Raw genomic sequence first — 14073 nt, 5'->3', positions numbered from 1 at the left:
ATGAGGATTGAGTAAGATCATGATAACTGCGTTGATACCCTTTGTGGGTGGTTTAGTCATAACGGCGGCGTTTATGCCGTCACTGATTCGGTATTTTCGGGCGCGACACGAAGGCCAGATGATTCGGGAAGAAGGGCCCACCTGGCACGAGAAAAAGTCCGGGACCCCGACCATGGGAGGCCTGCTCTTCATCATCGCCATCATCTTGATGACGTTGGTGACCAGTTGGTTGGTGGCACCGCATCACGTGTTATCGACGACCTGGATCTTGCTCTTTATCTTGATCCTGTACGGTGCGTTGGGTGCGTGGGATGACAGCATTAAGCTGTTCCACCGGCAGAACGAAGGGTTGAAGGCCTGGCAGAAGCTGCTGGGACAGATTGTGGGGGCGTTGTTGCTCTTTTGGGTCTACGCGCACGAACACCTGCCCATGGAATTACAGATTCCGGGATTGGGAACTTGGCACATGGGTGGCTGGTACGCCCTCTTTGCCATCATCTGGCTGGTCGGGTTCTCCAACGCCGTGAACTTGTCTGACGGCTTGGACGGCTTGGTCAGTGGGTTAGCCAGCATCTCGTTTGCAGCCTACGGAATCGTGGCGCTGAATCAGCACCAACTTAACATCAGTATTTTTTGTTTTGCCGTAGTCGGCAGTCTTTTAGGGTTCTTGATCTTTAATCACAAACCTGCCAAGATCTTTATGGGGGATACCGGTTCGTTGGCTTTGGGTGGCGCCTTAGCGGCGGTTTCGATTCTATTGCATCATGAATTGTCACTGTTATGGATTGGATTAGTTTACGTGATTGAGACGGCCAGTGTTATTTTGCAAGTGGCCTCGTTTAAGTTAACGGGGAAACGAATTTTCTTGATGAGTCCCATCCATCACCACTTTGAAATGTTAGGGTGGAGTGAATGGAAGATTGACTTCACGTTCTGGGCAGTGGGTTTGATCACTGCAGTCAGTGGGGTCGCGGTCATCTTGGCAAAATAACGATTTTCTGACGACTCATGGGCTGACCGCTCGGTAGAGTCGGTGAGCCCATTTTTTATAGGGAAAGCGATTTGGGGTAACAATTGTCCTAAATTCGTTATGGAATAGTAGACATTTCAAGGAATTTTTGTCACTCTAGTACTAGGTAATGGTATGACTAATCGTATCATCGGCCCATTTAGGGTTTAAACGGCTAGGGCAATGAGTATATTAAGTGAACGGAGAGCGAGCAGCGGTATGAAACAAATCACAACATACATGGGTAAAAAGGTACTGGTATTGGGCCTGGCGAAGAGTGGCTTCAATGCGGCTAAACTCTTAAAGCGGTTGGGAGCCGACGTAACGGTCAGTGATGTTCAGCCCTTAGACAAGAATCCGGAAGCCCGGGAGTTACAGGCGGCCGGATTCAAGGTAATTACGGGTGAGCAGACGCCCGAACTCCTGGATGCGGGGTATGATCTGATGATCAAGAATCCCGGGATTCCCTATGACGTTCCGGTGGTTCAACGGGCCCAAGCGTTACACTTACCGATTTTAGGGGAAATGGAATTAGCGAGCGAGGTCAACGAAGCGGAGTTAGTCGCGGTTACCGGAAGCAACGGGAAGACCACCACGACGACCATGATTCAGAAGATGCTTGACCGGGACCGTTCGGCGGGCCACGCGAAGTATGCCGGCAATATCGGGATTCCAGCCAGTAAGGTCGCCCAAGAAGTCACGAAGGACGATACGCTGGTGGTGGAGATCTCCAGTTTCATGCTGGTGGCGACGACCACGTTCCATCCGCACATCGCAGTCTTGACCAACATCTTCTCGAACCACTTGGATTACCACAAGACGCGGGCCAACTACGTGGCGGCTAAGATGAAGATTACCGCTAATCAGACGGCGGCGGACTACTTCGTGGTCAACTTCGATAATCCGGAATGGCGTGAGCTGAGTCAACAATCCCACGCCCAAGTGGTGCCATTCTCCCGTCTAGACGTGACGGAAGAGGGGGCCTACGAAAAGGATGGCGTCCTGTACTTTAAGGACGAAGCCATCATGCCGGCTGATGAGGTCAAGGTCCCTGGTGATCATAATATTGAAAATGCCTTGGCGGCGATTGCGGTCGCAAAACTGAAGGGTGTGGGAACGGCCGCCATCAAGGCAGTTCTGCGCAACTTCGGTGGGGTCCGGCACCGGACCCAGTTCGTGTTAGAGGCCGAGGGTCGGCAATACTATAACGATTCTAAGGCCACGGACATGGAAGCTACGGAGATGGCTCTGAAGGGCTTCAAAGCGCCCGTTGTCTTACTCGCGGGGGGCTTGGACCGGGGGTACACCTTTGAGAAGATGATTCCCGCGTTCAAGGACCACGTGAAGGCCGTCATCCTCTTCGGTCAGACCGCTAAGCTCTTGGCGCAGACCGCGAAGGATGCGGGGATTACGACCATCAAGATGACGGAAAACGTTGAGACGGCGGTACCGTTAGCCTACCAGTTGAGTGCTCCCGGCGACATTGTTTTGCTGTCGCCAGCCAACGCCAGTTGGGACCAGTACCCGAACTTTGAAGTCCGGGGTGATCTGTTTATCAAGGCGGTCGAGAAGCTAACGGGGAAACAGGAGGAAGTTTAACATGCGATTAATGGTATCCGGTGGCGGTACCGGGGGGCACATCTACCCGGCACTAGCCCTAATTAAAGCATTAAAGAAACGGGATCCGGAAGCAGAGGTCTTATACGTGGGTTCCGAGCGAGGGCTGGAAAGCACGATTGTGCCGGCAAAGGGCATCCCTTTTAAGGCTACCCGTATTCAAGGCTTCAAACGGTCCCTGTCCCTGGAGAACTTCAAGACGGTCTATCTATTCTTGAAGAGCGTCCACGCGGCCAAAAAGATGATTCGTGAGTTTAAGCCTGACGTTGTGGTCGGGACGGGGGGCTATGTTTCCGGTGCCGTGGTTTACGCCGCCAGTCGGTTACACGTTCCCACGATGATTCACGAACAGAACAGCGTGGTGGGGATGACCAATAAGTTCTTAAGCCGTTACGTGGATAAGATTGCCTACGTCTTCGACGCCGCCATTGACCAGTTACCGGCTAATAAGATGGTCAAGACGGGGAATCCACGGGCCCAAGAAGCAGCGGAAATCGTCAGTCACTTCACCTGGGACGAATACGGACTTAAGGATGACGTGCCGACCCTGTTGATCTTCGGGGGCTCCCAAGGGGCGCTTAAGATCAATGCGGCGACCGTCGCCGCCATTCCGGCCTTTAACGACCGCAAGTACCAAGTGGTCTTCGTGACGGGGCAGAAACGCTATGACGGGGTCATGGACCAGTTGAAGGGGACTCCGGTCGCTGCGAACGTGGTGGTCAAGCCCTATATTCCGAATATGCCGGAAGTCTTGCCCCGCGTCGCTGCTATCGTGGGCCGGGCCGGTGCGACCTCGTTGGCCGAAATCACGGCTGACGGGATCCCATCCATTCTGATTCCTAGTCCTTACGTGACGGCGGACCACCAGACTAAGAATGCCCAGTCACTGGTGACCGTTGGGGCGGCTGAATTGATCAAGGAAGCTGACTTAACGGGCGATACGCTGGTGGCTAAGGCTGACCAGTTGATGAACGATGATGCCTTACGTCACGATATGGCCGATGCCTCGAAACACTTAGGGGTGCCAGATGCGGCTGACCGGGTCTTAGACGTGGTCTTATCTTTGAAGAAATAATCACTGGAAGAGACCAGTGATGGAGGTGAGCAGCCGTGAAGTTTCGGTTGAATCGAAAGCAATCACAGACCCCGCGGGAGCTAACGCCGTGGGAGGCGTATCAATCACGGGCTGCTCAGCGTCGAAAGCAAGCCAAGACGCCCAAGTGGTTTCGCCACGCGAAACGTATCGGGGATAAGTTACCGCGGTTGCGCCATCAACGGAACCGGCAGCTGGCTCGCCGGTTGACGGCATTGCTGTCAGGGTTTATGGTGGTGATTCTGGTGATGGTGTATCTGGTATCCCCCCTCAGCCACGTGGCGTCCGTGCGGGTAACCGGACGCCAGGCGCTGTCGACGCGGCAAGTGACCACGGCGGTTCAGATTCAGCGCGGCGACTCGATTTTCAATGTTTTGGGTCACCAGCGTCGGCTAGCACGCCAAGCGCTGAAACGGAACAACCGGTTGAAGCGCGTGAAGATTAGTTTTCAGCAGCCCAACCGGGTCCGGGTGCGGGTCGTAGAATACGTGACGGCCGGTTACGTGATGCGGCAGGGACGGTATTATGAGGTCCTGGAGAACGGCATCGTGAGCCATCAATCAGACGCGCAGCCCGAGAGTGGCACACCGGTCTACGGGAGCTTTAAATCGGCCAAGACGCTCCACCGCGTGATTCTGCAATATGCGCAGCTACCAGCGGCAATCAAGCACAACATTAGTGAGATTCACGATGCGCCGACTAAGGCCGATCCAGACCGGATTCACTTGTTCATGAACGACGGGAACGAAGTCTATGCCCGCATCGACACTTTTGCGACCAAGATGGCGTACTATCCTAGTATTGCCAGCAAGATGAAGCAAAAGGGTGTGGTCAATTTGGAAGTCGGGGCGTACTCTGCACCGTTTAAGAAATAAATCATTTTGATTTCAGCGCTAAAAAGCGCTAATAAGGCTTTTTCAACCCCTAGTAAATGTGGTAAACTGAAAAATAATTAGGAGAAAAAGCGAATTCATACGTGTTAATAGATCGATTAGCTTAGGAGGTTCCTTTTTCTATGGATAATTCAGGGATGTACGTAGGTCTCGATATAGGAACCACCTCAATAAAAGTCATTGTTGCTGAAAATGTAAAAGGGCAAATGAACGTTATTGGTGTGGGGAATGAACGTTCGAATGGTGTCAGTCGTGGTGTCATTGTGGACATCGACAAGGCAGCTGAAGCAATCCAGCGCGCCGTTCGGCAAGCCGAAGAAAAGGCTAGTATCGAAATTCACGATGTTATTGTCGGGATTCCGGCTAACATGTTAAAAATTGAAACTTGCAGCGGCATGATCGCCATTGACGATCAGTCGCGTGAAATTACGGGACGGGACGTGCGTAACGTTGCGGCCGCCGCGTTGATTCAAAGTTTACCCCCAGAACGGGAAGTCGTGGACATCTTGCCCGATGAATTTGTGGTCGATGGGTTTGACGGCATCAAGGATCCCCGGGGCATGGTCGGTGTTCGGCTAGAGCTCCACGGGACCCTGTTCACGGGCCCGAAGACGATTATGCACAATACGCGTAAGGCGGTCGAACAGGCCGGATTACACTTGCGGGGTACGGTCATCAATCCGCTGGCCCAAGGCATGATGGTCATGAATGATGGCGAACAAGACTTTGGGACTATCCTAATCGATCTGGGTGGCGGTCAATCAACGGCTGCTGTGATTCACGACCATCAATTGAAATACATTGATGTGGATCAAGAGGGTGGCCAGTTCATTACCAAGGATATCTCCGTGGTCTTGAACACGTCGCTGGATAGTGCTGAGAAGTTGAAGCGTGATTACGGTTACGCGGATTCCACGCAAGCCAGTGATGAAGATGAGTTTCCCGTTGACGTGGTCGGTCAGAGTCAGCCAACGCCGGTCTCGGAGAAGTACTTGGCCGAGATCATTGAGGCGCGGTTGGATCAGATCTTCAAGCGACTCCGGACGAATCTGGATAAGGTCCAGGCTCTGGAACTTCCCGGGGGCATCGTCCTGACCGGTGGGGTCTCGGCTCTACCAGGCATCACGGAGTTGGCCACGGATGAGTTCGACGCGACGGTCCGGGCCTACGTTCCTGATCAGATGGGACTCCGGCATCCGTCGTTTACCCTGGCACTAGCGCTGGTGAACTACTTCGGTGGTCTCAGCGAGATTGACCTTTTGATCAAGAGTGCGTTAACGGGGTCGACCCAGTTAGCTGACGAAACGGATGAGTTGCGGCAACGTGAGGCGGCAGAATCAGCGGCGTCCACGGAAACGACCCAACCCGAGTCAGCCACTCGGCGTCCAGCTAAGAAGCGACCGAAAGCGAAAAAGAAACGATCCGAAGGGTTTAAGAGGTTCTTCAGCGACTTCTTTGACTAAAGCGAGATGGAGGAAAACATAATGGAATACTCATTAGATTCTGCTCAAAATCACGGCGCCAATATCAAAGTTATCGGCGTCGGCGGCGGGGGTAACAACGCCGTTAACCGAATGATTACCGAAGACGTTAAGGGCGTTGAGTTCATCGTGGCCAACACGGACGTCCAAGCCTTGGAAGCCTCTAAGGCGGAGACTAAGATTCAACTTGGCCCGAAATTGACGCGCGGGTTAGGTGCCGGTGCGAACCCCGAGATCGGGGCGAAGGCCGCTGAAGAAAGTGAAGAAGCCATCACCGAAGCCCTAGAAGGGGCCGACATGGTCTTTGTAACGGCCGGCATGGGCGGTGGTACCGGGAACGGTGCGGCCCCAATCGTTGCGAAGATTGCTAAGGAAGGTGGCGCCTTGACGGTGGGGGTTGTCACCCGGCCGTTTAGTTTTGAAGGTCCTCGGCGGGCACGGTTTGCCGCTGAAGGGGTCGCCGCAATGAAGGAAAACGTCGACACGTTGATCATCATTGCCAACAACCGGTTATTAGAAATCGTTGATAAGAAGACGCCAATGATGGAAGCCTTCCAAGAAGCCGACAACGTGTTACGGCAAGGGGTCCAAGGGATCTCTGACCTGATTACGAGTCCCGGCTACGTCAACTTGGACTTTGCGGACGTTAAGACGGTCATGAAGGACCAAGGGTCTGCGTTGATGGGAATCGGGTCAGCTAACGGTGAGAACCGGACGGAAGATGCTACTAAGAAGGCCATTTCGTCACCATTACTGGAAGTGTCCATCGATGGGGCCGAACAAGTCCTCTTGAACATTACCGGTGGTCCGGACCTGTCCTTGTTCGAAGCCCAAGCGGCTTCTCAGATTGTCTCCGACGCCGCCACCAGTGACGTCAACATCATCTTCGGGACGTCGATTGACGAAGAACTCGGTGATGAAGTGCGGGTCACGGTGATTGCGACTGGAATCGACAAGAAGCGCGAAGAAAAAGAAGCTGCGCGGAACCGGACGTCACGGCGAGTGAACAACCCGCAAGCCAATCCAGCACAGCCAGCATCGCGGGCCAATGATCAAGCGGCCAACAATGCGACGACCAAGCAGGCGGATCCATTTGGCAACTGGGATATTCGCGAACCAGCGCACCGGCCAGAACCGAAGCGCTCAACCAGTAACGATGAATTTGCAGGAGTCGATAAGCCGGACTTTAATATCTTTAACCCAAGTTCGAACCAAAATTCTGCGGCGGACGATAACCAAGGCGAAGATACGCCTCCGTTCTTTAAGCGGCGGCGGAAGTAGTCTCAGCAGCGTTCGTTGTGAGAGGAGTGGCCAACCATGGCGGATAAGTTTAGTCTCAGTAAATTTTTTGGCGTCAACGATGATGATTATGATGACGAAGACTATCAGGAGCCAGCATCGCCGGTCAAACCGACGGTCGGGGCGCCGCAACGGCCTGTTGATACTCGGAAGGTGGTCTCTATGCGTTCAGCAAAATCAGCTGCTAGTCATATTGCCATCTGCGAACCACGAATTTATTCGGATGCGAAAGCAATTGCGAAGCAAATTACGGATGGCGATGCCGTTATCGTCAACTTTGCCCGGGTCGATGAGAGTCAGGCACAACGAATCGTTGATTTTCTGAATGGCACGGCTTTCGCGGTCGGCGGAGAAATCAAACGGATTGGCGAACAGATCTTTTTGTGCACCCCGCATAACTTCGAAGTGACCGGGGACGTGGCTGCCAATTTGGGAACCCAATTCACATCATAAAGGAGCGTTGCTGTGCTAAGTCTAGTAGGCGTCATTTTTAAAGTTTTAAATTGGTGCATTAGCGCCTATATTCTATTGATTGTGGTGTATGCCTTAATGAGCTGGCTACCGGGCGCGTACCAATCGCGGCTGGGGCAGTTTGTGGGACGCATCGTCAACCCATTCTTAAGTTATTTTGACCGGATTGCGCTGGGGCCGTTGGGCTTTGGCCCGGTCGTGGCCATCGTGGTGTTAACGTTGGTTCAGTATGGGTTGTACGCGCTGGAAGGCATGCTGATCAATCTCATGTTGAGTTAACGGAGAGGAGTCGTCGGTCGTGGATGAGAACATTACCCAGCACTTTCGGCCGGATGAGGCGCCCTTCATTGCGGCAGTCGGCAATTGGTTACAGCAGGTCCAAGACGAGTATCGCCCCGTCTTGACGCATTTTCTGAACCCCCGGCAGGTCTACGTCGCCACGACACTGGCGCGACGGGCTGATATCGCGGTGCGGTTCAATGGGGGTTACCCGGGTGCCGAGATGCAACGCGCGCTGTTTTATCCGGCGTATTATGAACCCACGATCACGGATTTCGAACTGTCCTTAGTTCGGGTCGATTATCCGGTTAAGTTTGCCACGTTACACCATAGTCAGATTTTGGGAACACTTCTGGGGTCTGGAATCGAGCGGGAAATCGTGGGCGACATCTTAACGGACGGCCAGACCTGGCAACTGATCACGGAGACCAACATGGTCAACTACCTAAGCAATCAGATTGACCGCATTGGCCGGGTCAAGGCCCGGTTAGTCTTGGCCGACTGGGAGAGCCGGGTACGCCCCATGGATGAATGGACGCCGGAGACGGCGACGTTGTCGTCTTTGCGGTTGGATAACATTGTTGGCTCAGGGTTTCATTTGTCTCGGCACCGGGCCAAAGAACTGATTGAGGCCGGGAAGATTCGGGTCAACTGGGCGGACACGGAGAAGCCGGATTACGAATTAGCCGTGGCCGACCTGGTCTCGGTGCGCGGGTTTGGTCGGATTCGGTTGGACGAAGTGGCTGGCCGCACCAAGAAAGAGAAGATTCGCGTCGTCCTGTCGGTGCTGAAGAAATAGATGTGGAGGGAATCGTACGATGGTACTAAGTCCATTAGATATTCATAATAAAGAGTTTGGCACGAAAATGCGTGGTTACAACGTTGATGAGGTCAATGACTTCTTGGATCAAGTGATTAAGGATTACCAGATCACGTTGAACCACAACAAGGAATTGGAAGAACAGTTAGATGCTGCCAACGAAAAGTTGAAGTACTTTAACGATCTCAAAGATTCACTGAACCAATCCATCTTAGTCGCGCAGGAAGCTGCCGATAAGGTGAAGGCAAACTCCCAAAAGGAATCGGAAATTATTATCCGCGAAGCCCAAAAGCAGAGCTCTGACATTGTTTCTGAAGCCACCAACAAGGGTAATCAAATCATGAACGAGGCCTCGAAACGGGCCAAGAAGTTAGCGGTCGAAACGGATGATTTGAAGAAGAGTACCCGGGTCTTTCGGCAACGGCTGCAGGTCATGCTGGAAAGTCAGCTGGAAGTTGTTAAATCCAACGACTGGGATAGCCTGTTAAAGGAAGGCTCCATGTCCAGCTACGAGGAAATCAAGAAGGTCGTAGGCGACCGACTTGACAAGGCTGCGGACCAAGGCGTAAACTCAGAAGCACCGCAGGTCGATGACGCGGCCGCTCAGGTGACGGAAACGCCCGTAACTGACAGTGGTGACGCGAGTCAAGAAACGGTGGTTATCTTCCCAGATAACGATCAAGAACATTACGACAAACACTAAAACTGGTCTGGAGAGACCCAACGAATTCTGAAGACTTACAGCGAATCGGGAACTGGTGGAAGCCCGAGCAGTCAGCAGGTGTTCGTCATCACTCTCCGATGCTCCGTGATTGAAGGTAGTAGGTCACGGCGGATAGCCCCGTTACGGCTTTGAGGGAAATTTTCTACATAAGATGATTTCTAAAATTGGGTGGTACCACGAACGACTTCGTCCCTTGTGACGAGGTCGTTTTTTGTTTGGCGTTGATGAGAAGAGTAAGGCAACGGGGATGGACCGGTGAGCTGAGGCGTAAGCTTGAGCTCACCGGTTGATCGACCGTGAGTAGAGAATATGCAAGGAGGAATTGCTGGTATGCGAATTAAAGACACGCTGAACCTGGGTAAGACCAAGTTCAAAATGCGCGGTAATTTGCCGGTCAAGGAAGTTGATCGCCAAAAAGCCTGGGCAGATAACAAGTTGTATCAAGCTCGCCAGAAACTGAACGAAGGGAAACCGACCTTTATCTTACACGATGGGCCGCCGTATGCGAATGGCCCCATCCACATGGGCCACGCGATGAACAAGATCTCTAAGGACATCATCGTGCGTTACAAGTCCATGAGTGGTTACCGGGCGCCGTACGTTCCGGGATGGGATACGCATGGCTTGCCGATTGAACAACAACTGACCAAGGCCGGTTATGACCGGAAGAAGATGTCCACTTCCGAATTCCGGGACCTGTGTCGGGAATACGCCTTGAAGCAAGTGGACCAGCAACGGGATGGGTTCAAGCGGTTAGGCGTCTCTGCCGATTGGGACAACCCGTACCTGACGTTGAAGCCAGAATTCGAAGCCGCTGAAGTGCGGGTCTTCGGTAAGATGGCTGAACGGGGACTGATTTACCGGGGCAAGAAGCCGGTTTACTGGTCCTGGTCTTCTGAATCCGCGATGGCGGAAGCCGAAGTGGAATACCACGACGTCACGTCACCATCCGCTTTCTACGCGGAACAAGTGGTGGACGGTAAGGGCGTCTTAGATGACGATACTTACTTTGTGGTCTGGACCACGACGCCTTGGACGATTCCTGCTTCTGAAGGAATCACGATCGATGCCGGTATCGAATACGCAGTGGTGCAACCAGCTGGGGATGACCGGAAGTTCGTTCTGGCCAGTTCCTTAGTGGCGGAAAACGCTGAACGGTTCGGCTGGGAAGACGTACAAACGTTGAAGACGGTCATGGGGCAAGACCTGGAAAACATCACGGCGCAACACCCGTTCATTGCTGATCGGAAGCTGGTCGTGATGTTAGGCGACTTTGTGACGACCGATTCTGGGACCGGGTTAGTTCACACGGCGCCAGGATTAGGGGAAGACGACTTTAACGTCGGTGCCCTTTACCACTTGCCAGTACTGGTACCCGTGGACGATAAGGGGTACATGACTGAAGAGGCTGGTCCGGACTTTAAAGGGGTCTTCTACGAAGATGCCAACCAGATTGCGCTGGACAAGTTGAAGGCAGCGAATGCCTTACTCAAGTACATGCCTTACGAACACAGTTACCCGTTTGACTGGCGGACCAAGAAGCCGGTCATCTTCCGGGCAACGCCACAATGGTTCGCGTCCGTGGATAAGGTCCGCGATGAGATCCTTGACAGTTTAAAGGACGTTAAGTTCCAACCGGATTGGGGTCAACGGCGCTTAGCCAACATGATCAAGGACCGGGGCGACTGGGTCATCTCCCGGCAACGGGTCTGGGGTGTTCCGCTGCCTATCTTCTACGCGGAAGATGGGACGCCAATCTTGGAAACGGAAACCATCAATCACGTTGCCGATCTGTTCGGCAAGTTCGGGTCGAACGTTTGGTTTGACCGGGATGCGAAGGATCTGTTACCAGAAGGCTACACCAACGAACATTCACCGCACGGTCAGTTCACGAAGGAAACCGACATCATGGATGTCTGGTTCGATTCTGGGACTTCCCACCAAGGGGTCTTGGCCGAACGGGACGACTTGGTCTACCCGGCCGACCTCTACTTGGAAGGGTCAGACCAGTACCGGGGTTGGTTCAACTCCAGTCTGATCACCAGTGTTGCGGCTGAAGGCAAGGCGCCTTACAAACAGGTCGTTTCACAAGGGTTCACCTTGGATAAGGACGGTCACAAGATGTCTAAGTCCTTGGGGAACACGATTGCGCCAAGTGAAATCATCAAGAAGATGGGGGCCGACATTGTCCGGCTCTGGGTCACGTCAGTAGATACGTCTGCCGATGTGCGGGTCTCAACGGAAGCCTTCGTGAAGATTTCCGATAGCTACAAGAAGCTGCGGAACACGATGCGTTACCTGTTGGCCAACACCAGTGATTTCGATCCTAAGACGGATGCTGTGGCCGTGGACGACTTGACCGCCGTTGATCGTCACATGCTCTACCGGTTGAACGAATTCACCAAGAGTGTTGAGGACCATTACGACCACTATGATTTCTTGAGCATCTACAAGGAATTGATGAACTTCGTAATTACCGAATTGTCCGCTTTCTACTTAGACTTTGCCAAGGACGTTCTGTACATTGAAGCGCAGAACAGTCCGGCTCGGCGGTCTATGCAGACGGTCTTCTACCAGATTGCGGTGACGTTGACCAAGCTGTTAACGCCAATCCTGCCACACACGACGGAAGAAATCTGGACCTTCTTGAAGGAGCCAGAAGACTTTGTCCAATTGGCAGAGATGCCAGCGGTCATGGATCTGCCAACCGTAAACGAAGTGGCTGCCGATGGGGAACCCTCAACTTGGGCCCAATTCATGAAGCTGCGGAGTGACGTCTTGAAGGCGTTGGAAGAAGCCCGGAACGCGAAGTTGATCGGGAAGGCTGCTGAAGCCCACCTGGACCTGTACGTGAACGCGGACGTCCAAGCGATGCTGGATCAGTTGGACGTGAACGTTCAACAGATTCTGTTGGTTTCCGGTTTGGACCTGGCAACTTACGACCAGAAGCCAGAAGATGCCGTTGACTTTGGCGATGTAGCCATCAAGGTCACACCGGCCGAGGGCCAAGAGTGTCAGCGGTGCCGGTTGATCAAGCAAGATGTCGGGAGCGACAGTGCTTACCCTGACTTCTGTGCGCGGTGTGCCGCCATTGTACGGGAGAACTTCCCGGAAACGGCGACGGAAGGTTTTGACGAGAAGTAAGCCTAAACCATGATTAAGTGAATCTTAACGCTTTAAGCAAAACGGGTAACTGACGCCAGTGGTGTCGGTTACCCGTTTTGGCGTTGAGGGGTGCGGTTTGCGGGGATTCTGGAAAACGCGTATAATCTGCAGTATGTATGGGAAGGAGTCCAGCGAATGTTAACCGGAAAAGTAAAAAGTTATAATGAGCAACGCGGTTTTGGGTTTATTACCACCCCAGCCGATGGCGATGTTTTCGTGTACTACACGGGAATCCTGGGTGACGGGTTTCGGAAGCTTGAAGCCGGGCAAACCGTCCAGTTCGTAATCGTTCAAGGCCAACGTGGCCCGCAGGCGGCTAAAGTGACGCCAGTGGATGACACAACGAACGAGGAGGCATAACCATGGACTTAGAAGAACATGTTGAATCACGTGAAACGTTATACGACGGTGTAATTGTTAAGCTTGAACGGCAACAGGTTCGGCTCCCGAACGGTGAATCGGCGACTCGTGAGGTCGTGCACCACGTGGGGGCGGTGGGCATTCTAGCCCTGACGGACCCCGACCACATGATTCTGGAACGGCAATGGCGGGCCCCAATTGCGGCGGCCACGCTGGAGATTCCGGCGGGAAAGTTAGACGAACGGGATGCGCATAATATTGAACATGCCGTCCGGCGGGAATTGAACGAAGAGATTCGTTACGAACCCGGAACGTTAAAGCGTATCACGGGATTCTATTCCAGTGTCGGCTTTTCTGATGAGTATATGACGCTCTTCATGGCGACGGACCTCAAGCCGGTCACTACGGAATTACCGCGGGACCAAGGCGAGAATCTGGAACTGTTGACGGTGACTAAGGCGGAAGCCCGAGCCATGATCGACAGTGGCGAGATCAACGACGCGAAGACGATTACGGCCATTTATTACTGGCTCTTACAGAAGTAGGTGACGCCTTGTGAGTCAACATGATTGGCAGTCGGATGACGACTTGCCCAAGACGCGAGCAGATTATCGCCGCGAACAGGAAGCCGCGGGACGCGAGTTTGCTGAGCGCGACCGTAAGCGCGTTGCCGTAGAGCGTAAGTATGCGCGTGAACATCCCGTTGAGGATGAACCGGGAGACGTGGGGCCCGATGAACCAACCCCTACGTCTGCGGAATTAAAGGAACAACGACTGAAGCGACGGTTGAACTGGGCCATTTTTTGGTTGGTTTTAGGCATCGTGGCGGTCTTTTTGATTCTATTTTTTGTTGAATTTTAGA

14 protein-coding genes are annotated in these 14073 nt (G+C 53.2%); all 14 read left to right on the top strand.

What is annotated here, in order from left to right; all coding sequences use genetic code 11:
* Window positions 1-19 precede the first annotated feature (19 nt).
* The 14 genes from mraY to RIN67_RS07910 all read left to right on the top strand — a co-directional run bounded on the left by mraY (window position 20) and on the right by RIN67_RS07910 (window position 14072).
* Window positions 20-991, top strand: coding sequence for a phospho-N-acetylmuramoyl-pentapeptide-transferase (gene mraY, locus RIN67_RS07975; RefSeq protein WP_056944457.1), 972 nt, complete (start codon window positions 20-22; stop codon window positions 989-991).
* A gap of 237 nt (window positions 992-1228) precedes the next feature.
* On the top strand, window positions 1229-2608 hold the full coding sequence (murD, locus tag RIN67_RS07970; RefSeq protein ID WP_264999272.1) for a UDP-N-acetylmuramoyl-L-alanine--D-glutamate ligase: 1380 nt from the start codon (window positions 1229-1231) through the stop codon (window positions 2606-2608).
* A gap of 1 nt (window position 2609) precedes the next feature.
* A complete protein-coding gene (gene murG / locus RIN67_RS07965) occupies window positions 2610-3701 on the top strand; it encodes an undecaprenyldiphospho-muramoylpentapeptide beta-N-acetylglucosaminyltransferase (protein ID WP_107739206.1) in 1092 nt (363 codons plus the stop codon).
* Window positions 3702-3736: 35 nt separating this feature from the next.
* Entirely contained in the window at window positions 3737-4594 is an 858-nt protein-coding gene (locus RIN67_RS07960) for a cell division protein FtsQ/DivIB (protein WP_264999273.1), read from the top strand.
* 140 nt (window positions 4595-4734) lie between these two features.
* On the top strand, window positions 4735-6075 hold the full coding sequence (ftsA, locus tag RIN67_RS07955) for a cell division protein FtsA (RefSeq protein ID WP_107739210.1): 1341 nt from the start codon (window positions 4735-4737) through the stop codon (window positions 6073-6075).
* A gap of 21 nt (window positions 6076-6096) precedes the next feature.
* Window positions 6097-7374: a cell division protein FtsZ gene (ftsZ, locus tag RIN67_RS07950; RefSeq protein WP_024746062.1), complete on the top strand. Its 1278-nt coding sequence runs from the start codon at window positions 6097-6099 to the stop codon at window positions 7372-7374.
* Window positions 7375-7410: 36 nt separating this feature from the next.
* Window positions 7411-7845 carry a cell division protein SepF gene (locus RIN67_RS07945; protein WP_056944463.1) on the top strand — a complete coding sequence of 145 codons (435 nt, stop codon included), beginning with the start codon at window positions 7411-7413 and terminating at the stop codon, window positions 7843-7845.
* Between the two features lie 12 nt (window positions 7846-7857).
* Window positions 7858-8142 carry a YggT family protein gene (locus RIN67_RS07940; protein ID WP_024746064.1) on the top strand — a complete coding sequence of 95 codons (285 nt, stop codon included), beginning with the start codon at window positions 7858-7860 and terminating at the stop codon, window positions 8140-8142.
* A gap of 19 nt (window positions 8143-8161) precedes the next feature.
* Window positions 8162-8941, top strand: coding sequence for a YlmH family RNA-binding protein (locus RIN67_RS07935; protein WP_024746065.1), 780 nt, complete (start codon window positions 8162-8164; stop codon window positions 8939-8941).
* 19 nt (window positions 8942-8960) lie between these two features.
* Window positions 8961-9665, top strand: coding sequence for a DivIVA domain-containing protein (locus RIN67_RS07930; RefSeq protein ID WP_024746066.1), 705 nt, complete (start codon window positions 8961-8963; stop codon window positions 9663-9665).
* Between the two features lie 351 nt (window positions 9666-10016).
* A complete protein-coding gene (gene ileS / locus RIN67_RS07925) occupies window positions 10017-12830 on the top strand; it encodes an isoleucine--tRNA ligase (protein WP_264999274.1) in 2814 nt (937 codons plus the stop codon).
* A gap of 156 nt (window positions 12831-12986) precedes the next feature.
* A complete protein-coding gene (locus RIN67_RS07920; RefSeq protein WP_024746068.1) occupies window positions 12987-13211 on the top strand; it encodes a cold-shock protein in 225 nt (74 codons plus the stop codon).
* A 2-nt stretch (window positions 13212-13213) separates the two neighbouring features.
* Window positions 13214-13756 carry an NUDIX hydrolase gene (locus RIN67_RS07915; RefSeq protein WP_264999275.1) on the top strand — a complete coding sequence of 181 codons (543 nt, stop codon included), beginning with the start codon at window positions 13214-13216 and terminating at the stop codon, window positions 13754-13756.
* A 10-nt stretch (window positions 13757-13766) separates the two neighbouring features.
* Window positions 13767-14072, top strand: coding sequence for a hypothetical protein (locus tag RIN67_RS07910; protein WP_264999276.1), 306 nt, complete (start codon window positions 13767-13769; stop codon window positions 14070-14072).
* Window position 14073: the final 1 nt, after the last annotated feature.

It is taken from the genome of Levilactobacillus namurensis, from assembly GCF_032197885.1.
In the GTDB taxonomy this organism is placed as follows: Bacteria; Bacillota; Bacilli; order Lactobacillales; family Lactobacillaceae; genus Levilactobacillus; species Levilactobacillus namurensis_A.
The sequence above is the reverse complement of the archived record's forward strand: the minus strand, read 5'-3'. Positions and strand labels throughout refer to the sequence as shown.

What these genes read in the sequence shown, in the direction of transcription:
- mraY (WP_056944457.1), top strand. Translation starts at nt 20, where the DNA reads ATGATAACTGCGTTGATACCCTTTGTGGGTGGTTTAGTCATAACGGCG.
- murD (WP_264999272.1), top strand. Translation starts at nt 1,229, where the DNA reads ATGAAACAAATCACAACATACATGGGTAAAAAGGTACTGGTATTGGGC.
- murG (WP_107739206.1), top strand. Translation starts at nt 2,610, where the DNA reads ATGCGATTAATGGTATCCGGTGGCGGTACCGGGGGGCACATCTACCCG.
- ftsA (WP_107739210.1), top strand. Translation starts at nt 4,735, where the DNA reads ATGGATAATTCAGGGATGTACGTAGGTCTCGATATAGGAACCACCTCA.
- ftsZ (WP_024746062.1), top strand. Translation starts at nt 6,097, where the DNA reads ATGGAATACTCATTAGATTCTGCTCAAAATCACGGCGCCAATATCAAA.
- RIN67_RS07945 (WP_056944463.1), top strand. Translation starts at nt 7,411, where the DNA reads ATGGCGGATAAGTTTAGTCTCAGTAAATTTTTTGGCGTCAACGATGAT.
- RIN67_RS07930 (WP_024746066.1), top strand. Translation starts at nt 8,961, where the DNA reads ATGGTACTAAGTCCATTAGATATTCATAATAAAGAGTTTGGCACGAAA.
- ileS (WP_264999274.1), top strand. Translation starts at nt 10,017, where the DNA reads ATGCGAATTAAAGACACGCTGAACCTGGGTAAGACCAAGTTCAAAATG.
- RIN67_RS07920 (WP_024746068.1), top strand. Translation starts at nt 12,987, where the DNA reads ATGTTAACCGGAAAAGTAAAAAGTTATAATGAGCAACGCGGTTTTGGG.
- RIN67_RS07915 (WP_264999275.1), top strand. Translation starts at nt 13,214, where the DNA reads ATGGACTTAGAAGAACATGTTGAATCACGTGAAACGTTATACGACGGT.